This window comes from Phycicoccus jejuensis (genome assembly GCF_044797865.1).
GTDB lineage: Bacteria > Actinomycetota > Actinomycetes > Actinomycetales > Dermatophilaceae > Phycicoccus > Phycicoccus jejuensis.
In genome coordinates, this window is record NZ_CP085209.1 from 1,749,890 (window position 1) to 1,770,439 (window position 20,550).

Below are 20,550 nucleotides of genomic sequence, written 5' to 3' on the forward strand. Positions count from 1 at the left end.
GCACCCGGTGGCGCGACACCGGGGGTGATCACCCCCGTTCCTACGCCTCGAGCCGCACCACGTGCCGGCGACGAGGCCTGGGCCGAGGACGCCCACCGGGTGGGCGCGGCCGTCGTCCGAACGACGGCCGACGGGCGCGGCTCGCGGCCGGTCAAGGACGACTCCCGACCGGTGCGGCCCGTGGCTCGTCAGCCCACCTGGAGGGCGGCGACGCGCCACTTGCCGTCCTGGCCGACGAGGCGCACCGCGACCGCCCGGACCCGAGGACCGTGCTGGACGACGACCGCGACCTCGGCGACCCCGTCGGCGGGCTCGCAGACCCGCACCCGCCGCACGTGCGTGCGCAGGGCGGGGGAGCGGCGCCCGTCGGCCGCGCGCCGGGCGACCCTGGCCCCCCGGCGGGCCAGCACCGCGTACACCTCCGGCGTCGTCCAGCGCAGGACCTGGGGCGCGGGCCGCCGCCCACCCATCACCTCGAGGAGCGCCTGGACGATGTAGGCACCCCAGGCGGCCGGGTCGGGCAGGGCGGCCCGTGCGGTGCGCTGCGGGCCGAAGACCTGCTCGTCGGTGGCGCAGGAGAGGTCGACGGCGAGCGCGTCCTGGACGTACCCCGGCACCCGCGCAGGGGTGGGCCGCGCGGCCCGGGCCCGGCGCAGCGCCTCGCCCAGCGGCAGGGCAGGCGGCAGGGGACGCGCCGGGAGCAGGCTCGGCGGCGTCGCCCGGCTCACGACGCGTCCACGGTGGGGGCGCGCAGGACCTGGCCGGGGAGCAGGAGGTCGGGGTCGGCGCCGATGACCGCCCGGTTGGCGGCGTACCACCGGGGCCAGGCCCGGGCGACCTCGGCGTCGCTCGCGCCCGGCCCGAGGTGACGGGCCGCGAGCGTCCACAGCGAGTCGCCGCGGTGCACGACGACCACGTCGGGGTCGGTCACGGAGAAGCGCCCGCTGACGACTCCGACGTCGGGCTGCGGCCTGACGCGCGGTGCGTCCGGGGTCCAGCCGGGGTCGGGGGCGGGGCCTTCGCCTGCCGGGTGCGCCGACGCATCGACCAGGGACCCGACGATCGCCGTTGCGCTCCACCCGGGGTCGGGGAGCCGCGGGTCGGCGGAGGCGGCGCTCGCGGTCGCCGCCCCCGCACCGGTCGCGACCCCGGCACCGAGGAGGAGCGCAGCCAGCTGCCGGGCAGCCCGGGGCGTCACCGCTGCCGAGAGTCGCGCCGCCCCGCGCCCGAGCGCACCCGGCACCCCGGCGAGCGCCGCGAGCACGAGGGTGAGGACGAGCCACCCGAGCCCGAGCGCGGCGAGCGCGGCGGCCGTCGCCACGAGGGCGTCGTCGACCGCCACCGGGACCCCCGCGAGGCCGGCCCGGGCCGTGGCGAGGGCGAGCCGGCCGAGGGCGGCGGCGCCCAGCGTGGCGGCCGTCGCGACCGCTCCGCCGGCGATCATGCCAGTTGGGTGTCGTTTGACGTCGTTTGGTGCTCCCTGCATGCGGTGGACGCTAGACCGTGCTGCCGACGTCGGCAAGAGGGGCTCGCTAGCCTGTGGATGTCACGGGTGACGGACCAGCGCCGGGTGGACCTCCGCGGGAGGTCGCCCGGCCCGGAGGGGGACCATGAGGTGGGAGGGGCTGTTCGCGGACCTCGAGGGCCAGCTGGCCGCCGAGGAACGCCGCGAGCTCGACAGCGAGGTCGCCGAGCGGACCCGGCGTGAGCGGGCGCTCGTCGACCTCACCGCCCGGCTCCTCGCCGGCGTGGGGACGGAGGTGTCGCTCCTCGTCGAGGGCGGACGGAGCCTCACCGGCAGGCTGAGCGACGTCGGTGACGGATGGTTGCTGCTCGGCGACGGCGGGCGGGAGCGACTCCTGCCGCTACACGCGGTGGTCACCCTCACCGGCCTGCCACCGCACGCGGACCCGGGCCGCACCGCACGCCGCTTCGGGCTCGGTCACGCCCTCCGGGTCCTCGCGCGCGACCGTGCGACCGTCGCGGTCGCGCTGGCCGGCGGGACCTCGCTCGTCGGCACGGTCGACGTCGTCGGCTCCGACCACCTCGTGCTCGCCGAGCACCCCGACGGGGAGCCCCGCCGCCGCGAGAACGTCCGCGCCGTGAGCGTCGTCCCGTTCGCCGCGCTGCGCGTCGTCGAGTCGCGCCGATGAGCCGCTCAGCCCTCGGTGGGGGCTCCCTCGCCCGCATCGCCGCGCGTCGCGACGAAGTCACGCGTCTGCGCGTACATGCGCTCGATGTAGGCCTCGAGCTCGCTCGTCTCGACCCGCCACTGGCCGCGCCCGCCCACCTTGATGGCCGGCAGGTCACCGCTGCGCACGAGGGCGTAGGCCTGGGCCGCGGAGACATCGAGGATCTCCGACACCTCGGTCAACGGGATGAAACGCTTCGGCACGCGGCCAGTCTGCCACCGGCCGGCCCGGCTCCGGCAGCGTCCTCCACAGCGCCGCCTCCGGCGACCCGTCGTCCACAGGTCGGCGCGACGGACCTGCGCGCCGCGCGCCGCTCGGGCAGGATCCCGGCATGACCGAACTGCCCGCACCCACCGCCTCGCGCCTGCGGGCCCCGTCGTGGCGCGACTCCCGGTTGCTGGTCGGTGTCCTGCTCGTCCTCCTCTCGACGGTGGCCGGCTCGCTCGTCGTGGCGCGCGCCGACGACCGGGTCCCCGTGTGGGCGGCGGCCCGTGCCATCACGCCCGGGCAGCGGCTCGTCGCCTCCGACCTCACGGTGGTGCAGGTCCAGCTCGGCGACAGCGCGGCCGGCTACGTCGCCGCCGACCGGCCCCTCGCGGCCGACGCCTACGCGCTGCGCGAGCTGCGGACGGGCGAGCTGCTGCCCCGCAGCGCCGTCGGCGACGCGTCCGCCGTCGGCGTGCAGCAGGTGGCCCTGCGGGTCGACGGCACCTCGGCGGCCGCCCTGCGGCGCGGGTCGCTCGTCGACGTCTACGTCAACCGGCCCGAGGACGGTTCGGGCGGGGTGGGTGTCACCCGCTACGCCGGGCCCGAGCGCGTCCTCCAGCGCGTGTCGGTCGCCGCGGTCGCCGAGGACGACGGCGTGCTCGCCGGTGCCGAGCAGACCCGGCCGGTGCAGGTGATGGTGCCGAGTGCCGACGTCCGCGACCTCGTGTCCGCCGTCGACGACGGTGCCCGCATCACGCTCGTCCCGGTGCCGGGTGGCGCCCCGTGACGACCCTCCTCACCGCGCTGACGCATCGCCACGAGGCCCACTTCGTCGAGGTCCTCGGGGCCGCCCGCGGGCTGACGCTCGTCCGGCGCTGCGCCGACCTCGCCGAGCTCCTGTCGGCGGGGGCCGCCGGGGTCGCGCGCGTCGCCGTGGTCTCGCCCGACCTGCGCGGGCTCGACCGGGACGCGCTGCGGCACCTCGCCGGCCACGGGGTGCGGGTCGCGGGGCTGGTCGCCGCCGACGACGAGGAGGGGGAGCGCCGCCTGCGGCAGCTGGGGGTCGCCACGCTCCTTCACCCCGGCGACGGCCCCGACGCCGTCGACGCGGCGCTGTCGGCGCTCGCGGACGCCACGACCTCGCGCCGGCCCGACGACGAGGACCCGACGCAGGACGACCCGGTGCCCGAGGCGCCCGGACGCCCGACGCCCGTGACGGTGGTCTGGGGGCCGACCGGCGCGCCGGGGCGCACGACCGTCGCCGTCACGGTGGCGGCGGCCCTCGCGGCCGACGGTGTCCGCACCCTCCTCGTCGACCTCGACACGTGGGGGGCGTCGGTGGCGCAGGTGCTGGGCCTCGTCGACGAGGCGCCCGGGGTGGCGGCCGCCGCCCGCGCCTCCGAGCAGGGGACCCTCGACGTCCCGGCGCTGGCCCGCCTGGCGCCCGAAGCGCTCCCGGGGCTGCGGGTGCTCACCGGGCTGCCCCGCGCCGACCGGTGGCCGGAGCTGCGGACGGCCGCGGTCGAGGACCTCCTGCGCCTGGCCCGCGGGATCGTCGACCACGTGGTCGTCGATGCCGGCTTCGCGATCGAGGACGACGAGGAGCTGAGCTACGACACCGCCGCCCCGCGCCGCAACGCCGCGACGCTGGCCGCCCTCGAGGCCGCCGACGCCCTCGTCGTCGTCGGCGCCGCGGACCCGGTCGGGCTCCAGCGGCTGGTCCGCGCCGTCCAGGAGGTGGCGCTCGTCGCCGCGCCCCCGCCCCTCGTCGTCGTCAACAAGGTCCGGGCCTCGGCCGCCGGGCCGCGGCCCGAACGCACCATTCGTGACGTGCTGGGGCGCTTCGCCGGCCTCGAGGAGGTGCGGATGCTGCCCTGGGCGCCCGACGACTGCGACGAGGCCGTGCTGACCGGCCGCACGCTCACCGAGGTCCGGCCCCGTGGCGCGCTGACCCTCGCCCTCACGGCGCTCGCCGCCGCGCTCGACCCCCGCTGCGCCGACACGTCGACCACCGCCCGTCACGGCCGACGGCGCCGGGCGGCGGTCTGACACCATAGGGCCGTGGCCGACCGACTCAGCGCGCTCGACGCGTCCTTCCTGCGCCTGGAGGACGCGACCACCCCGATGCACGTCGGCTCGGTCATGGTCTTCGACGTGCCGGCCGAGGGCTTCGACTACGCGACGCTCGTCGACCTCATCAGCGAGCGCATCGCCCACGTCCCGCGCTACCGCCAGCGCATCAAGACCGTGCCCGCCGGCCTGGGCAACCCGGTGTGGGTCGACGACCGCTCGTTCGACCTCAGCTACCACGTGCGCCGCAGCGCCCTGCCGCGTCCCGGCTCCGACGAGCAGCTCGAGGAGCTCGTCGCCCGCATCCTGCCGCGCCCCCTGGACCGCTCGCGCCCGCTCTGGGAGGTCTACCTCGTCGAGGGGCTCGCCGACGGCCGCTTCGCGATCATCACCAAGAGCCACCACAGCCTCGTCGACGGCGTCAACGGCGTCGACATCGGCGGCGTCATCGTCGACGGCCGCCCGGGCGGTGGTGACGGTGTCCTCGCGACGTGGCGGCCGCGTCCCGAGCCGACGTCCGCCGAGCTCCTCGTCGGCGCCCTCGCCGAGGTCGTGCGCACCCCGGGTCAGCTGGTCGACACCCTCCGCAGCGGCGCCGTCGACGTCGCGCGCACCGCCGGCAAGGTCGCGTCGGTGGCGGGCGAGGTCGTCTCGACCCTCGCCCGCGTCTCCGCCCGCCCGGCGCCCGACTCGCCCCTCAACGCCTCCGTCGGCCGCGCCCGCCGCTACGTCATGGTCGGCACCGACCTCGACGACTACCGCACGGTGCGCACCCGCCTGGGCCAGGGCTCCTTCGCCGACGAGGTGACGGTCAACGACGTCGTCCTCGCCACCGTCGCCGGTGCGTTCCGGTCCTGGCTGCTGACCCGTGGCGAGCCCGTCTACCCCGGCACCACGGTCCGCGCGCTCGTGCCGGTCTCGGTGCGCCCGGCCGACGACGCCCCGGCCGACGTCGGCGCCGAGGTCACCGCCTGCTTCGTCGACCTGCCCGTCGGCGAGCCCAAGGCCTCGATGCGCCTGCACCAGATCGCCTTCTCGATGCGCCAGCAGACCGAGGGCGGGGGACGCCGGGCGGTCTCGGCCGAGGCGCTCGCCGGGGTCGGCGGCTTCGCGCCGCCGACGCTGCACGCACTCGGCGCGCGGCTCGGCGGGATGGTCTCGCGCCGGCTGCACAACGTCGTCATCACCAACGTCCCCGGCCCGCAGACGCCCCTGTACGCCGACGGCGCGCAGATGGTCGCGACCTACCCGGTGACGCCGCTCGGCGCCGGGCAGGCGCTCTCCATCGGGCTGACCTCCTACGACGGCGGCGTCTACTACGGCCTGTACGCCGACCGCGACGCGATGCCGGACGCCGACGTGCTCGGCCGCGGCATCGTCGACTCGCTCCAGGAGCTGCTCGACGCCCCCCGCCCGCGCGGCCGCCGGCGCGCGTGAGCGACCCCACGAGGAGGACCCGATGGCCCTGACCCGCGTCTACCTGCCGCTCACCGCGGCCGACCTCGAGGCGCTCGCCGACGGCCGCGACCTCGGCACGCCCCCGGTCCCCGCGCACGGCGTGACGCCCGCGCTCGGCACGCCCGGCCTCGTCACCGACGAGGAGGAGCTCGAGCACCTCGCCTGGGAGGCCGCGGCCGACGAGGCCGAGGCGCTGCGCGACGGCGACGAGCGCCGCGTCGTCGCGTCGGCCGACCTCGACGCCGGCGTCGTGTCCGTCCCGGCCGACGCCGACGTGCCCTCGCGCGTCGAGCTGCTCGCCGTCGTGCCGCGCTCGCGGATCGTCTCCTTCCACGTCGACGAGTCGGCCGGCGACACCGGCACGGCCGACCTGCTGTGGTTCGACGTCACCGAGCTCGGCGACGTCCTCGACCTCCTCGCCCGGGAGTGAGGCTCTGCCCGGGCCGCCCGGGGCGAGTTGCGTCCGCCCGAGGCCGGGCGCGAGAGTGGGGCGTCCCGACATCGTGACCCGAACGAGGTGCCCCACCCCATGGACGCTGTGACCCAGGTCCCCGCCCCCACCAACGAGCCCGTCCGCGACTACGCGCCGGGCAGCCCCGAGCGCGCGGCCGTCGAGCAGGCCCTCGTCGAGCTCGCCGCCGAGCGCCACGAGCTGCCGCACACCATCGGCGGCAAGCGCGTCATGGGCGGGGGGAAGAAGTTCGAGGTCCGCCAGCCGCACAACCGTCGTCACGTCCTCGGTGTCTCCAAGGGCGCCACGAAGGCCGACGCGGTCGCCGCGGTCGACGCTGCGCGTGCCGCGGCCCCGGGATGGCGCGACCTCTCCTTCGACGACCGCGCCGCCATCCTCCTCAAGGCCGCCGACCTGCTCGCCGGCCCGTGGCGCGCGCGGCTCAACGCCGCGACGATGCTCGGCCAGAGCAAGACCGCCTACCAGGCCGAGATCGACGCCGCGTGCGAGCTCATCGACTTCTGGCGCTTCAACGTGCACTTCGCCCGCCAGATCATGGCCGAGCAGCCGCCGGCCAACAGCGCCGGCGTGTGGAACCGCAGCGACCACCGCTCGCTCGAGGGCTTCGTCTACGCGGTGACCCCGTTCAACTTCACCGCCATCGCCGGCAACCTCCCGACCGCGCCGGCGCTCATGGGCAACACCGTCGTCTGGAAGCCGTCGCCCACGCAGCAGCTCGCCGCGCAGCTGACGATGGAGCTGCTCGAGGAGGCGGGGATGCCCCCGGGCGTCATCAACCTCGTGACCGGCGACGGCGTCGCGGTGTCGGACGTCGTCCTGTCGCACCCCGACTTCGCCGGCCTGCACTTCACCGGATCGACCGCCACGTTCCAGTCGCTGTGGCGCACCATCGGCGAGAACCTCACCGGCTACCGCCACTACCCGCGCATCGTCGGCGAGACCGGCGGCAAGGACTTCGTCCTGGCCCACCCGAGCGCCGACGTCGACGTCCTGCGCACCGCCCTCATCCGGGGTGCCTTCGAGTTCCAGGGCCAGAAGTGCTCGGCTGCGTCGCGCGCCTACGTGCCGCGCTCGCTGTGGAAGAAGATGCGCGACGACCTCGTCCAGCTGACCGACGGCATCCCGATGGGCGACGTCACCGACCTGTCGAACTTCATGGGCGCGGTCATCGACGAGCGCGCGTACGCCAAGCACGTCGCGGCCATCGACCGCGCGCACGCGACGAGCCACCTCGACGTCGTCGCCGGCGGCACCTACGACGACTCGCAGGGCTGGTTCGTCCGCCCGACGATCGTCGAGAGCAGCGACCCGACCGACGAGATGTTCACGACCGAGTACTTCGGCCCGATCCTCGCGGTCCACGTCTACCCGGACCGCCAGTACGACAAGGTCCTCGACCAGATGGAGTCCGCGGCGCCCTACGCGCTGACCGGCGCCGTCATCGCCCAGGACCGCGCGGCGGTCGCCGACGCGATGCACCGCCTGCGCTTCGCCGCCGGCAACTTCTACGTCAACGACAAGCCGACCGGCGCCGTCGTCGGCCAGCAGCCGTTCGGCGGCGGGCGCGCCTCCGGCACGAACGACAAGGCGGGCTCGGCGGCCAACCTCATGCGCTGGACCTCGACGCGCTCGATCAAGGAGACGTTCGTCCCGCCGACCGACCACCGCTACCCGCACATGGGCTGACCCCCCCCGGCCCCACCTTTTCGGGGTCACCCCGAAATGTCCACGAGACCCCGGCTCCGAGCCGGGGTCTCGTCGACGTTCCGGGGTCTCGCGCCGCCCCGCACCCTCACCCTCCTCGTGGCGCGCTACACCGCAGTAGGTGTCGTGATCACGACGCTGACTGCGGTGTAGCCCGCGTCGTCAGCGGCCGAGGCGCTCGCGCAGCAGGCCGACCTCGACATCGACGGCGGCGTTGATGGGGTCCGCCGCCGCCTTCTCGATCTTGCCGCCGACGAAGGGGACGTTGGCCTTGAGCTCGGTGTCGAGGACCTCGGCCGAGCCGCTGCCGTCCGGCTCGAGGCGCAGCGTGCCCTTGAGCGTCAGCGGCGCGCCCTTGACGTGCAGGTCGACGACGGCCTCGCGGGAGCCGTCGGCGGCCGGGGCGCCCCAGTCGTAGCTCTCGATGACGGTGAGCGTCGCGCCGACGAAGGAGCGGGCGACGTCGGGCAGCCCGTCGGCGGGCAGCTCACGCGTCGTCGCGACCCGGTGCCCGACGGCGCTCTGCGTGACGTCGGCGCTCCACGCGCCACCGCCGGTCGTCGCCTCGCACTTGGCCTCCTGGAAGCCGCGGTCGGTGAGCAGGGCGTAGACCTCCTCGGGGGTCGCGTCCAGCCGCTCTCGCCTCGTCAGTCGCACTCGGTCCGTCCTCGCAGGTCGCAGGAGGGCGGGCCGCACCGGGCCCGCCTCGGGTCCGGCGATCCTCTCACCCGCGCCGCAGCGTGTGGGAGAGCGCGGCGAGGCGCTCGGTCGAGGCACGCAGGTCGGCGAGGAGCAGGTCGCGCCGCCGTCGGTGCTGGTGCAGCACGAGGGTGAGCTCGGCCGCGATGCGCTCGGCCGCCGCGTCGCCGTCGGCGACCGCGCCCGCGTCGGCCTCTCCGCGCACGCCCCACGCGGGCACGACGCGTCCGTCCCGCACGACGAGCCCGGCGGCCGCCGCGCGCTCCTCGACCCTTCGGCCCCGCGCCACGAGGTCGGCGAGGTCGGTCGCGCGGTCCTGCAGCTCGCGCCCCATCCGCTCGAGCTCCTCGGCCGTGGTGACGGCCGCCGCGGCGACCTCGGCCCCGCGACGCCGCGTGGCGACCGATGCGCGCCCGGGCCAGCCGTCGCCGAGCTCCTCGACCGGCGCGCCGAGCGCACGGCCCGATGCCGCCAGCCGTCGCGCGACCTCGGCCACCGCAGCGGCGCAGGCCGAGAGCGAGGCCGGGTCGCCGGGGACGACGCTCATCGCCGGGCCTCGTCGTCGCGCCACGCGGGCAGGGGGATGACGGGTGCCGTCGCGCCGGGCGCCTCGGCCCGGGTCGGAGCAACGTGCGGTGCCAGCGCGGCGGCCACCTCGTCGGCGGCCTCGCCGAGCGCGCGCAGGGTGTCGGCGGCCTGGTCGAGCCAGTCGTCCAGGACGCGCTGCGGGCGCGGCTCGCCCGTGACGACGAGGCACGCGAGCAGGTCGTCCTCGGCCGCGGGCAGCAGGCCGCGCAGCGCGTCGAGCCGGTCGAGCGCGGTCCGGGCGAGCGAGGGGTCGGGACCGAGGGGCACAGCGCCACGGTAGCCACATCGGTCACACCGGCCGCGCAGTTGCCCACAGGCTCCCCCGCGCCGCGTAGCGTCGCCGCGTGAGCACTCGCGACCTCGGCGCCGACACCGTGGCCCTGACCGCCGAGCTCGTCGCCACCGACTCGGTCAACCCGGGCCTCGTGCCGGGCGCCGCGGGCGAGGCCGCGGTCGTCGACCTCCTGGACCGGCGGCTGGCGGCATCCGGCTTCGACACCCACCGCGTCACGCCGTCCGACCACCCCGACCGGCCGAGCCTGCTCGCCGTCGGCCCGGGGGAGCCCGGGACGCCGTGCCTCGTCCTCACCGGCCACGTCGACACGGTCGGCACCGACGGGATGGACGCGCCGTTCACCCCCGTCGTCGACGGCGACCGCCTCGCCGGCCGCGGGGCCTGCGACATGAAGGGCGGCGTCGCGGCCGTCGTCGTCGCCGCCGAGGAGCTCGTGCGCCGCACCGCACCGGTGCGCGTCGTCCTCGCGCTCGTCGCCGACGAGGAGGACCTCAGCCTCGGCACCGAGGCCGTCCTCGAGGCCCTCCCGAGCCTCGGCCTCGCCCCGGACGCCGCGCTCGTCGCCGAGCCGACGTGGCTGGCCCGCACCGCCTCCCTGCGCGGCTACGCGGTCGCCGAGGTCACGCTGACCGGCCGGGCCGCGCACTCGTCCCAGCCGGAGGAGGGCGTCAACGCCGTGGCCCACCTCGGGCGCCTGCTGGCCGCGGTCGAGGAGCGCGGCCACCACGTCGCGGCGTCCGGCGGCTCGCTCATGGTCACCGTGGCCTCGGGCGGCGAGTCGCCCTTCGTCCTCGGCCGCTCGGCCCGCGCGGTCGTCGAGCGACGCACGGTGGCGGGCGAGGCCGCCGACTGCGTGCTCGCCGAGCTCGACGAGCTCCTCGACGGGCTGCGCGGACGACCCCACGGTCGACGCCCGCGTGCGGCTCGTCGCCGCGCGCGAGGCCTGGCGGCTCGACGACGCCGGGCCGGCCGCAGCGTTCGCCGACTCCCTCGACGCCGCGCTCGCCGCCGAGGGCGTCGAGCAGCCCCCGCCCCTCGACGCGCCCTACTGGATGGAGGCCCCGCTCTGGCAGGCGGCCGGCGTGCCGGCCCTCGTGTGCGGCCCCGCGGGCGGGGGACTCCACGCCGCCGACGAGTGGGTCGACCTCGGGCAGGTCCGCCGCTTCACCCGCGCCCTCGTGGCCGCGGCCGAGTCGTGGGGGAGCGCCCGTGCCGACTGACCCGCGCGGGCTGCGGTCGGACGCACCCCTGCTCGATGCCTGGCTGCGCTTCCACGAGGAGGCGCCGACGCCGTTCACCATCCCCGGGCACAAGCAGCGTCACGACCTCGTCGGCGACGTCGTGGCCGGGGACGTCCCGCTCTACGCCGGCCTCGACACGATGAAGCTGTCGCGCGGCGTGCTCCACGACGCCGAGCGGCGGGCGGCGCGGGCCTGGGGTGTCGACCTCTGCCGCTTCTCGGTCGGTGGTTCGACGCACGGCAACCAGGCCGTGGCCCTCGCGCTCGGGCGCCCCGGTGACGAGGTCGTCGTCTCGCGGACGCTGCACCGCTCGATGCTCCTCGGGCTCGTCCTCGCCGGGCTCGTGCCGGTCTGGGTGCGTCCCGAGGTCGACCCGGCCCACGGGCTGCCGGTGGGGGTGGCCCCGACGGCGGTCGACGCCGCCCTGCGTGAGCACCCCCGCGCCGTGGCCGTGCTCGTCGGCGACCCCTCCTACGTCGGCACCGTCGGCGACGTCGCCGGCCTGGCGCGGGTCGCCCACGCGCACGACGTACCGCTCGTCGTCGACGCGGCGTGGGGCGCCCACCTCGGCTTCCACCCCGACCTGCCGCCGCACGCCCTCGCCCTCGGCGCCGACGTCGTCGTCACGAGCGCGCACAAGGCGCTGCCGGCGGTCTCGCAGGGTGCCCTCGTCCTGGCCAGGTCCGGCCGCATCGACCCCCGCCGCCTCGACGCCGGCGTGGAGGCGACGGCCACGACGAGCCCGGCCGGCGGCATCCTCGCGTCGGTCGACGCGGCGCGGGCCCTGCTGGAGCGTGACGGCGCGGCGCTGCTCGGGCCGGTCCTCGAGGCGGTCGACGCCGCCCGCGCGCGGCTGGGCGAGGTCGACGGGCTCGTCGTCCTCGACGGCCCGGGCACCGACCCCCTGCGGCTGACCCTCGTCCTGCCCGGCACCGGTGCCGACGGCAACGCCGTCGAGGCCGACCTCCTGCGCCGCGGCCTGCCGCTCGAGATGGCCGACCGCGACACCCTCTGCGCGATGGTGACGCTCGCCGACACACCCGCCGGCGTCTCCGCGCTCGCCGACGCGCTGCTCGAGTCCCTCGCGCGTCGGCGCCGCCCGGCCCGCCCCCTTGCCCCGAGCGGCGTCTGGGCGGTCGACCCGGAGGCCGCCAGCACGCCGCGCGAGGCCTTCTTCGCGCCGCGCGAGACCGTGCCGCTGGAGGCCGCCGTCGGCCGGGTGAGCGCCGAGCTCGTGGCCCCCTACCCGCCCGGCGTCCCGGTGCTGGCGCCCGGCGAGCGCGTCACCGTCGCGTCCCTCGACGCCCTGCGCGCCGCCCGCGCGGCGGGCAGCCGCATCGCCTACGCCGCCGACCCGAGCCTGGCCACGCTCGACGTCGTCGCCCACTGAGCCGGGGTCGACGACCGCGCACGAACCGTCCCGCCCACGAGACACCCGCGCCGCAACCCCGGGCGGCCCCGGCGAGCGCGGGTGGATAGGCTCGGTGGCACCCACGAGGACGTGGCCACCGCGCGTGCGGTGCCACCCGCGACGAAGGAGTGCCACCGCACCATGTCGACCGCCCCGGCCACCCACCGCGAGGAGATCCTCGCGCCGATCGCGGCAGCGTACGAGGAGCTGGCACCCGACGGCTGGGGGCGCGACTTCCTCGAGCGGTACTTCCGCCACACGCCCCTCGACGAGCTGACCTCGCGCACGCCGGACGTCTTCGCGGGGGTCGCCCACAGCCACCTGCGCCTCGCCCGCACCCGCCCCCCGGGCACCGCCAACGTCCGCGTCTACAACCCGAGCAGCGACACCGACGGCTGGTCCAACCCGCGCACGATCGTGCAGGTCGTCACCGACGACATGCCCTTCCTCGTCGACTCCGTCACCGGCGCCCTCGTCCAGGCCGGCATCGACATCCACCTGATCGTCCACCCGCAGCTCGTCGTCGTCCGCGACGCCGTCGGCGAGCTGATCTCGGTCGCCGACCGCGACATCACGAAGGGCTTCCGCAGCGGGGCCGTCGGCGAGCTCGCCGAGTCCTGGATGCTCCTCTCGATCGACCGCGAGAGCGACGAGGAGCGGCGCGCCGAGATCGAGCGCACCATCCGTGAGGTGCTCGAGGACGTGCGTCAGTCGGTCGAGGACTGGCCGAAGATGCGCAGCCGCTGCCTCGTGCTGGCGGCCGAGCTCGAGGGCGGCCAGGCCGCCGGGGTCGACCCCGAGGAGGTCGCGCTCGCCGTCCGCTTCCTGCGCTGGATGGCCGACGACCACTTCACCTTCCTCGGCTACCGCGAGTACACGCTCGACGAGCGCGGCGACGGCGAGGTCATCACACCGGTCACCGGCACGGGTCTCGGTCTCCTGAGGGCCGATCCGCCGCTCGGCGCCGATCCGGACCTCCTCAGCCCCGAGGCGTCGCACATCGCGCACACCCGCGAGCTGCTCGTCCTCACGAAGGCCAACTCGAAGTCGACCGTCCACCGCGTCGCCCACCTCGACTACGTCGGCGTCAAGACGCTCGACGAGCGCGGCGAGGTCGTGGGGGAGCGCCGCTTCCTCGGCCTCTACGCGTCCACCGCGTACACCGAGTCGGTGATGCGCGTCCCGCTCGTCGCCGAGAAGGTGCAGGCGGTCATCGACCGCTCCGGGCTCGCCGCCGACAGCCACACCGGCAAGGACCTGCTCGAGGTCCTCGAGAACTACCCGCGCGACGAGCTCTTCCAGGCCGGCGTCGAGAACCTCTACGAGACGGCGCTCGCGGTCACGCAGCTGCAGGAGCGACGCCGCACCAAGCTCTTCATCCGCGAGGACGACTTCGGCCGCTACGCCTCGTGCCTCGTGTTCATCCCGCGCGACCGCTACAACACCGCCGTGCGCCTGCGGATGGCCGACATCCTCAAGGACACCTTCGGTGGCGTCGAGGTCGAGTTCTCGGCGCGGGTCAGCGAGTCCGCCCTCGCCCGACTGCAGTTCGTCGTCCGGGTCGCGAAGGGCCAGCGCATCCGCACCCTCGACCGCGCCGAGCGCGATGCCCTCGAGCAGCGCCTGGTCGAGACCAGCCGCACCTGGGCCGACCGCCTCGGCGACGCGCTCGTCACGAAGTACGGCGAGGAGGACGGCGACCGGCTGATGAGCCGCTTCGGCCGGGCGTTCCCCAACGCCTACGAGGAGTCGTTCTCGGTCGTCCAGGGCATCGCCGACATCAGCCACCTCGACCGGCTCGGCGCCGACCGGGGCACGAGCGTCGCGCTCTACCGGCCGCTCGGTGCGCCGGACGACATCCGCCGCTTCAAGCTCTTCCGCGTCGAGCCGCTGTCGCTCACCGACATCCTGCCGATCTTCACGCACATGGGCGTCGAGGTCGTCGACGAGCAGCCCTTCCAGGTCGAGCGCGGCGACGGCTCGTCCCTCCACGTGTACGACTTCGGCCTGCGCGTCCCCGACCACGAGATGTGGGACTCCTGCTCGCACGACCGGCTGCGCGACCTCTTCGAGGAGGCCGTGGCCGCCGTCTGGGACGGCCGGGCGGAGTCGGACGGCTTCAACAAGCTCGTCCTCGGCGCGCAGCTGACCTGGCGCCAGGTCGTCGTGCTGCGCACCGTCGCGAAGTACCTGCGCCAGACCCGGGCCACGTACTCGCAGCACTACCTCGAGGACGCGCTCGTCGCCCACCCCGGCATCGCGCGCGACCTCGTCGGGCTGTGGGAGACCCGTTTCGACCCCGACGCGTTCACTGCCGACGAGGTCGGCACGATGGCGCGCGACGAGGCCGAGGAGGAGGTCGCCCGGCGCGTCACCGAGGCCCTCGACGACGTCTCGAGCCTCGACCACGACCGCATCGTCCGTGCCTTCCTCGGTGTCATCCGCGCCGGGCTGCGCACGAACTTCTACCAGCGCGGCCGTGACGGCTCCGACCACCACGCGTACGTGTCGGTCAAGCTGGACCCGCGCGCCGTGCCCGACCTGCCCGCTCCCCGACCGCAGTTCGAGATCTTCGTCTACAGCCCGCGGGTCGAGGGCGTGCACCTGCGCTTCGGTCCCGTCGCCCGCGGTGGCCTGCGCTGGTCGGACCGGCGCGAGGACTTCCGCACCGAGGTGCTCGGCCTGGTCAAGGCGCAGATGGTCAAGAACGCCGTCATCGTGCCGACCGGCTCCAAGGGCGGCTTCTACGCCAAGCAGCTGCCCGACCCCGCCGTCGACCGCGAGGCGTGGCTTGAGGAGGGCAAGGCGGCCTACCGCCTCTTCATCTCGGGCCTGCTCGACGTCACCGACAACCGCGTCGCCGGCGCCGCCGTCCCGCCCGAGCGCGTCGTGCGCCACGACGGCGACGACACCTACCTCGTCGTCGCGGCCGACAAGGGCACCGCGACCTTCTCCGACATCGCCAACGGCGTCGCGCAGTCGTACGGGTTCTGGCTCGACGACGCCTTCGCCTCCGGCGGCTCGGCCGGCTACGACCACAAGGCGATGGGCATCACCGCCCGCGGCGCGTGGGAGTCGGTCAAGCGGCACTTCCGCGAGATGGGCCACGACACCCAGACCGAGGACTTCACGGTCGTCGGCGTCGGCGACATGAGCGGCGACGTCTTCGGCAACGGGATGCTCCTCTCGGAGCACATCCGGCTCGTCGCGGCGTTCGACCACCGGCACGTGTTCGTCGACCCCAACCCCGACGCGGCGACCTCGTTCGCCGAGCGCCGGCGCCTGTTCGACCTGCCGCGCTCGTCGTGGGACGACTACGACCACACGCTCGTCTCCGAGGGCGGCGGCATCTTCCCGCGCACGCTCAAGTCGGTGCCGGTCTCGCCGCAGATGCGCGAGGCCCTGGGCCTCGCCGACGGCGTGCGGTCGATGACGCCCGCCGAGCTCATCCACGCGATCCTCCTCGCGCCGGTCGACCTGCTGTGGAACGGCGGCATCGGCACCTACGTCAAGGCCTCGACCGAGGACCACCTCGAGATCGGCGACCGCGCCAACGACGCCATCCGCGTGAACGGCGACGAGCTGCGGGTCAAGGTCGTCGGCGAGGGCGGCAACCTCGGTCTCTCGCAGCTGGGTCGGATCGAGGCGGCGTTCCACGGGGTGCGCGTCAACACCGACGCGATCGACAACTCCGCGGGCGTCGACACCTCCGACCACGAGGTGAACATCAAGATCCTCCTCGGCGAGGTCGTCCGCGACGGCGGCATGGACATCGCGCAGCGCAACGAGCTGCTCGCGTCGATGACCGACGACGTCGCCGAGCACGTCCTGCGCGACAACTACGAGCAGAACGTCCTGCTCGGCAACGCCCGCGCGCAGGAGCACGGGATGGTCAGCGTCCACGAGCGCTTCATGCACTGGCTCGAGGACCGCGGGCTGCTGGACCGGGGGCTGGAGTTCCTCCCCGTCGACAGCGAGCTCGAGAAGCGGCAGAACGCCGGCCTCGGCCTCAAGAGCCCCGAGTTCTCGGTGCTCGTCGCCTACGCCAAGCTCGCGCTCAAGGAGGACATCCTCGCGAGCTCCATCCCCGACGACCCGTACTTCGAGGCGACGCTGGCGGAGTACTTCCCGCCGCCGATCCGCGAGCGCTTCTCGGGCCAGCTCGGCGAGCACCCGCTGCGCCGCGAGATCATCACCAACTCGGTGGTCAACTCGATGGTCAACCGCGGCGGCATCACCTTCGCCTACCGCGCGCAGGAGGAGGCCGGCGCGACGCCGGAGCAGGTGACGCGGGCCTTCGTCGTCGCGCGCGAGGTGTTCGGCCTGGCCGACTTCGTGCGCCGCGTCGAGGCGCTCGACAACGTCGTGCCGACCTCGGCGCAGACGGCGCTCTACCTCGAGTTCCGCCGGCTGCTCGACCGCACCGTGCGCTGGTTCCTCTCGGCGCGGCCCTCGCAGCTCGACATCGGCGCCGAGGTCGAGCGGTTCGCCGGCGTCGTCCAGGAGCTCGCGCCGACGGTGCCCGACCTCCTGCGCGGCACCGAGCGGACGCGGTTGGACGAGAACGCCGCACGGCTCCAGGAGGCCGGCGTGCCGGAGGACCTCGCGGTGCACGCGGCGTCGCTGCTCGACCAGTTCTCGCTGCTCGACATCACCGACATCGCCGCCGACACCGGCCGCGAGCCGACCGACGTCGCCCCGCTGTACTACCTCGTGTCCGAGAAGTTCGGCATCGACGGGATGCTCGGCAAGGTCACCCGCCTGCCGCGCGAGGACCGCTGGGACGCCCTGGCCCGTGGCGCGCTGCGCGACGACCTCTACGCCGTGCTCGAGTCGCTGACCCGCTCGGTCATCGAGACCTCGGGCTCGGCCGACGTCGACGCGCACGACCCGGCGGCGCAGTACGCGGCGTGGCGCGAGGCCAACGGCGAGTCGGTCGACCGGGCGACGTCCGCGCTCGCGGGCATCGTGCGGCTCGAGCAGCCGAACATCGCGGCCCTGTCGGTCGCGCTGCGCACGCTGCGCTCCGTCATCCGGGTGGGCGCGTCGAGCTGACCACGCGTGACCTAGGCTCGGCGGGGTGAGCACGCTCGCCGAGATGCTGCGGACGACGTCGGACCTCGAGCCGATGGAGTCCGAGTGGCTGCACCTCCTCGCGGGGGACTGGCAGCTCGTCGCCGACCTGTCGTTCGCCGACCTCGTCCTCTGGGTGCGCGGCGGCCTCGACGGCTGGCGGGCCGTCGCGCACGTCCGCCCGAACACCGGCCCGATGGTGTTCTACGACGACATCGTCGGGCGCGGCTCGACCCGCCAGCGGGCGGCGATGCTCGACAACGCCGCCCGCCAGCGCCGGATCGTCGCCGCCCCCGTGCCGACGGTCCGCGAGGACATGTCGATCCGCGAGGACGCCGTGCCGGTGCTCTGCGGCGAGCGGGTCATCGCGGTTGTCACGCGGCACACCAACCTCACCGGCGGGCGCACCCCCAGCCGCCTCGAGCTGACCTACCGCGACCTCGCGGACTCGATGCTGCGGATGGTCGCGACGGGCGAGTTCCCCTCACCGTCGGCCCCGACCGGGCTGCGCCGCGGCGCGCCGCGGGTCGGTGACGGCGTCATCCACCTCGACCCCGACGGCGTCGTGCGCTACGCCAGCCCCAACGCGGTCTCGGCCGTGCACCGGATGGGCCACGTCGGCGACGTGATGGGCGAGACGCTCGCCAAGGTCGTCACCGACCTCGTCGCGGCGGGGGAGCGGGCGGTCGACGAGTCGCTGGCCGTCGTCGTCATGGGCCGCGCGTCCTGGCGCACCGAGGTCGAGACGGCGAGCGCGACGGTGACGATGCGCGCCATCCCGCTCACCCTCAACGGGGTGCGGACCGGCGCGATGATCCTCCTGCGCGACGTCTCGGAGCTGCGCCGGCGCGAGCAGGAGCTGCTGACCAAGGACGCGACGATCCGCGAGATCCACCACCGGGTCAAGAACAACCTCCAGACGGTGGCCGCGCTCCTGCGCCTCCAGGCCCGCCGGGTGCCGCAGGAGGACGCGCGGGCGGCCCTGAACGAGGCGGTGCGCCGGGTGGCGGTCATCGCGACGGTGCACGAGACGCTGTCGTCGGGCTTCGACGAGACCGTGTCGTTCGACGAGATCGCGCTGCGGGGCCTGCGCGCGGTCGTCGAGGTCGCGGTGCGCGAGCACCACGTCGACAGCCGATTCGAGGGCTCGTTCGGGCGGGTGCGCGCCGAGGACGCAACCGCGTTGGCGATGGTCATCTCCGAGCTCGTCCAGAACGCCATCGAGCACGGGCTCGAGGACCGCGACGGGTCGATCGTCGTCAAGGTCGACCGTCGGCCGGCCGACGGCGGCGACGAGCTGACCGTGTCGGTGACCGACGACGGCGCCGGCCTGCCCGCGGGCTTCCGGCCGGGGATGGCCGGGCTCGGCACGAAGATCGTCACCTCGTTCGTCCAAGACCTGCGCGGGCGCATCCGCTGGGAGAACACGCAGCCGCACGGGACGAAGGTGGAGTTCGTCGCAAAGCTGCGCCCGCTCGGCGGCCGCTGACTCGCGGCGCCGGGCGGGCGCAGGCGGTGGTGCTGGTGGGGGCTGTCGTCAGCCGGCGCGGCGGGCGCGCGCGTTCCGGCGCTTGAGGGCGCGGCGCTCGTCCTCGGACATGCCGCCCCAGACGCCGGCGTCCTGGCCGGACTCGATCGCCCACTTGAGGCAGGTGTCGAGGACCTCGCAGCGGCTGCAGACAGCCTTGGCCTCCTCGATCTGAGCGATCGCCGGGCCGGTGTTCCCGATCGGGAAGAACAGCTCGGGGTCCTCGTCGAGGCAGGCAGCGCGGTCGCGCCAATCCATGGATGGAGCTCCTTGGTCGGGGTCACAGAAGTCGGTCGAGCACCGGCAGTGAGGGGTGGGCTGCAGGGTTCGTCATGTGGTGGGATGCGCCCTTGCAGCCCGGTGACGGATGTGTTTCGCACAGACGTCCGTGGCGTTACTCTACCGTGACGTACCCAATCGTTGCTAGGGCATACCCCGGTCGTTCCGGGTGTCGGTGCTCACCACGACTCAACGGGTGGACGGGGGCCACGTGTTCCCGAGGGGTGGGGTAGGACCACGCGACGCCCGAGCGTAGCGCTCGCCTAGGCTGCTGCGGTGCCTCCGCAACCGCCTTTCGACGCGGCCCCGGCGCCCACGCCCGGGCCCCGACGCGTCGCCGCCGCGCTCTGCGGCGTGCAGTCGCTCGCGCTGCTCGGGTTCGCCGCGTTCTACGTCTACGAGCTGGCGATCGGGGAGGGCAGCGACGCCGGCCGGGTCGTGATGTCGGCCCTGCTCATCCTCCTCGGCGCGGTCGGCCTCGGGCTGCTCGCCAAGGGCTGGCTCGGCGAGCGTCGCTGGCCGCGTACCCCCACCGTCGTCTGGGACCTGCTGCTCCTGCCGGTCGGTGCGAGCATCCTCCAGGCCGGGCGCACCGGCCTCGGCTGGGGCGTCCTCGGCCTCGCCCTGGCCACCCTCGGCGCGGCGCTGCTGGCGCGGGTGCCGGACGTGGAGTTCGACGACCCCGCCTGACGGCGTCCCAAGCGGACGGCGACCCACTCGACGGATGGCCGCCGCCATCACCGACGAGGTGGCCGCCCGCCTGCTGAGCCGACGGGTACCGCTCGGGATCAGGCGCTCCGGAGCGGCTGGATGAGCTCGAGCGCGTCGCCGAGGTGGTCCTTCTCGATCTCGAGGTCGTAGCGGGTCTGCAGGTTGAGCCAGAAGCGGTCGGTGGTGGCGAAGTAGCGGGACAGGCGGAGCGCGGTGTCCGCGGTGATTCGGCGCTTGCCGTGCACGATCTCGTTGATCCGCCGCGGGGGGACGCCGATGGAGACCGCCAGCCGGTGCTGGGTGACTCCCAAGGGTGCGAGGAACTCCTCGAGGAGAACCTCGCCCGGGTGGATGGGCGCGATGGTCACCAGAGGTGCCTCCTTCGGGCTAGTGGTCGTCGACGATCTGGACGTCTTCGGGACCGGCCGGCGTCCACACGAAGCAGATGCGCCACTGCTGGTTGATGCGGATGCTGTGCTGACCCGTACGGTCGCCCTTGAGCGCTTCCAGCCGGTTGCCGGGTGGAACCGTGAGGTCGTCCAGGGCCTCGGCCGCATCGAGCATGACGAGCTTGCGGAGGGCGGTGCGTTCGATGCGGGGATCCACGGTCCTGGTGTGTTGT

Annotated in this window: 20 protein-coding genes; 11 read left to right on the forward strand and 9 right to left on the reverse strand. The window is 74.9% G+C overall.

From position 1 onward, the window contains the following. Positions 1-188: 188 nt before the first annotated feature. On the reverse strand, positions 189-728 hold the full coding sequence (locus LG324_RS08195) for an Rv3235 family protein (RefSeq protein ID WP_404352898.1): 540 nt from the start codon (positions 726-728) through the stop codon (positions 189-191). After that, complete coding sequence (locus LG324_RS08200) at positions 725-1,444, reverse strand: LysM peptidoglycan-binding domain-containing protein (RefSeq protein ID WP_404352900.1); 720 nt, start codon at positions 1,442-1,444, stop codon at positions 725-727. The genes LG324_RS08195 and LG324_RS08200 overlap by 4 nt, the downstream gene beginning before the upstream one ends. A 166-nt stretch (positions 1,445-1,610) precedes the next feature. Here LG324_RS08200 and LG324_RS08205 point away from each other — a divergent pair, with 166 nt between their 5' ends. After that, positions 1,611-2,153, forward strand: a complete 543-nt coding sequence (locus LG324_RS08205) for a hypothetical protein (RefSeq protein WP_404352902.1) — start codon at positions 1,611-1,613, stop codon at positions 2,151-2,153. Between the two features lie 5 nt (positions 2,154-2,158). Here the strand turns inward: LG324_RS08205 and LG324_RS08210 are convergent, their stop codons facing one another. After that, positions 2,159-2,395 (reverse strand): helix-turn-helix domain-containing protein, encoded by a 237-nt coding sequence (locus tag LG324_RS08210; protein WP_404352903.1) that lies wholly within the window; start codon positions 2,393-2,395, stop codon positions 2,159-2,161. A gap of 128 nt (positions 2,396-2,523) precedes the next feature. Between LG324_RS08210 and LG324_RS08215 the strand changes: the two genes are divergently transcribed. From LG324_RS08215 to pruA, 5 genes are all read left to right on the forward strand, one after another. Then, entirely contained in the window at positions 2,524-3,186 is a 663-nt protein-coding gene (locus tag LG324_RS08215; RefSeq protein ID WP_404352904.1) for an SAF domain-containing protein, read from the forward strand. Beyond that, positions 3,183-4,448: a hypothetical protein gene (locus LG324_RS08220; protein WP_404352905.1), complete on the forward strand. Its 1,266-nt coding sequence runs from the start codon at positions 3,183-3,185 to the stop codon at positions 4,446-4,448. Before LG324_RS08215 ends, LG324_RS08220 begins: the two co-directional genes overlap by 4 nt. Positions 4,449-4,460: 12 nt before the next feature. After that, on the forward strand, positions 4,461-5,906 hold the full coding sequence (locus LG324_RS08225) for a wax ester/triacylglycerol synthase family O-acyltransferase (protein WP_030527578.1): 1,446 nt from the start codon (positions 4,461-4,463) through the stop codon (positions 5,904-5,906). A 22-nt stretch (positions 5,907-5,928) separates the two neighbouring features. Beyond that, positions 5,929-6,357 carry a DUF6912 family protein gene (locus tag LG324_RS08230; RefSeq protein WP_404352906.1) on the forward strand — a complete coding sequence of 143 codons (429 nt, stop codon included), beginning with the start codon at positions 5,929-5,931 and terminating at the stop codon, positions 6,355-6,357. Between the two features lie 99 nt (positions 6,358-6,456). Further along, complete coding sequence (gene pruA / locus LG324_RS08235) at positions 6,457-8,085, forward strand: L-glutamate gamma-semialdehyde dehydrogenase (protein WP_404352907.1); 1,629 nt, start codon at positions 6,457-6,459, stop codon at positions 8,083-8,085. 180 nt (positions 8,086-8,265) lie between these two features. On the opposite strand, the gene LG324_RS08240 is transcribed toward pruA, so the two are convergent. The 3 genes from LG324_RS08240 to LG324_RS08250 all read right to left on the reverse strand — a co-directional run bounded on the left by LG324_RS08240 (position 8,266) and on the right by LG324_RS08250 (position 9,657). Beyond that, positions 8,266-8,760: a DUF2505 domain-containing protein gene (locus LG324_RS08240; protein ID WP_036829410.1), complete on the reverse strand. Its 495-nt coding sequence runs from the start codon at positions 8,758-8,760 to the stop codon at positions 8,266-8,268. A 67-nt stretch (positions 8,761-8,827) separates the two neighbouring features. Further along, complete coding sequence (locus LG324_RS08245) at positions 8,828-9,349, reverse strand: WXG100 family type VII secretion target (protein WP_404352908.1); 522 nt, start codon at positions 9,347-9,349, stop codon at positions 8,828-8,830. After that, positions 9,346-9,657, reverse strand: a complete 312-nt coding sequence (locus LG324_RS08250; protein WP_404352909.1) for a hypothetical protein — start codon at positions 9,655-9,657, stop codon at positions 9,346-9,348. Before LG324_RS08250 ends, LG324_RS08245 begins: the two co-directional genes overlap by 4 nt. Positions 9,658-9,734: 77 nt before the next feature. Between LG324_RS08250 and LG324_RS08255 the strand changes: the two genes are divergently transcribed. The 4 genes from LG324_RS08255 (at position 9,735) to LG324_RS08270 (ending at position 18,899) form a co-directional block, all read left to right on the forward strand. Then, positions 9,735-11,069 carry a M20/M25/M40 family metallo-hydrolase gene (locus tag LG324_RS08255; protein ID WP_404352910.1) on the forward strand — a complete coding sequence of 445 codons (1,335 nt, stop codon included), beginning with the start codon at positions 9,735-9,737 and terminating at the stop codon, positions 11,067-11,069. Further along, entirely contained in the window at positions 10,985-12,316 is a 1,332-nt protein-coding gene (locus LG324_RS08260; RefSeq protein ID WP_404353131.1) for an aminotransferase class I/II-fold pyridoxal phosphate-dependent enzyme, read from the forward strand. The genes LG324_RS08255 and LG324_RS08260 overlap by 85 nt, the downstream gene beginning before the upstream one ends. Positions 12,317-12,478: 162 nt before the next feature. Then, the gene (locus LG324_RS08265; protein ID WP_404352911.1) at positions 12,479-17,392 is read left to right on the forward strand and encodes an NAD-glutamate dehydrogenase; all 4,914 of its coding nucleotides are present in this window, start codon (positions 12,479-12,481) and stop codon (positions 17,390-17,392) included. A 25-nt stretch (positions 17,393-17,417) separates the two neighbouring features. Then, positions 17,418-18,899, forward strand: coding sequence for a sensor histidine kinase (locus LG324_RS08270; protein ID WP_404352912.1), 1,482 nt, complete (start codon positions 17,418-17,420; stop codon positions 18,897-18,899). A gap of 48 nt (positions 18,900-18,947) precedes the next feature. Here LG324_RS08270 and LG324_RS08275 read toward each other — a convergent pair whose 3' ends face one another. Further along, positions 18,948-19,196: a WhiB family transcriptional regulator gene (locus tag LG324_RS08275; RefSeq protein WP_404352913.1), complete on the reverse strand. Its 249-nt coding sequence runs from the start codon at positions 19,194-19,196 to the stop codon at positions 18,948-18,950. Positions 19,197-19,493: 297 nt separating this feature from the next. Here LG324_RS08275 and LG324_RS08280 point away from each other — a divergent pair, with 297 nt between their 5' ends. Beyond that, complete coding sequence (locus LG324_RS08280) at positions 19,494-19,907, forward strand: hypothetical protein (RefSeq protein ID WP_051750340.1); 414 nt, start codon at positions 19,494-19,496, stop codon at positions 19,905-19,907. A gap of 98 nt (positions 19,908-20,005) precedes the next feature. Here the strand turns inward: LG324_RS08280 and LG324_RS08285 are convergent, their stop codons facing one another. Both LG324_RS08285 and LG324_RS08290 read right to left on the reverse strand, forming a co-directional pair. Next, the gene (locus tag LG324_RS08285) at positions 20,006-20,299 is read right to left on the reverse strand and encodes a HigA family addiction module antitoxin (RefSeq protein ID WP_030527566.1); all 294 of its coding nucleotides are present in this window, start codon (positions 20,297-20,299) and stop codon (positions 20,006-20,008) included. A gap of 16 nt (positions 20,300-20,315) precedes the next feature. Next, the gene (locus LG324_RS08290) at positions 20,316-20,534 is read right to left on the reverse strand and encodes a type II toxin-antitoxin system RelE/ParE family toxin (RefSeq protein ID WP_404353132.1); all 219 of its coding nucleotides are present in this window, start codon (positions 20,532-20,534) and stop codon (positions 20,316-20,318) included. Positions 20,535-20,550 lie beyond the last annotated feature (16 nt).

Coding starts and splice junctions, on each gene's coding strand:
- LG324_RS08200 (WP_404352900.1), bottom strand. CDS start 1,444: ATGATCGCCGGCGGAGCGGTCGCGACGGCCGCCACGCTGGGCGCCGCC.
- LG324_RS08205 (WP_404352902.1), top strand. CDS start 1,611: ATGAGGTGGGAGGGGCTGTTCGCGGACCTCGAGGGCCAGCTGGCCGCC.
- LG324_RS08215 (WP_404352904.1), top strand. CDS start 2,524: ATGACCGAACTGCCCGCACCCACCGCCTCGCGCCTGCGGGCCCCGTCG.
- LG324_RS08230 (WP_404352906.1), top strand. CDS start 5,929: ATGGCCCTGACCCGCGTCTACCTGCCGCTCACCGCGGCCGACCTCGAG.
- pruA (WP_404352907.1), top strand. CDS start 6,457: ATGGACGCTGTGACCCAGGTCCCCGCCCCCACCAACGAGCCCGTCCGC.
- LG324_RS08245 (WP_404352908.1), bottom strand. CDS start 9,349: ATGAGCGTCGTCCCCGGCGACCCGGCCTCGCTCTCGGCCTGCGCCGCT.
- LG324_RS08265 (WP_404352911.1), top strand. CDS start 12,479: ATGTCGACCGCCCCGGCCACCCACCGCGAGGAGATCCTCGCGCCGATC.
- LG324_RS08275 (WP_404352913.1), bottom strand. CDS start 19,196: ATGGATTGGCGCGACCGCGCTGCCTGCCTCGACGAGGACCCCGAGCTG.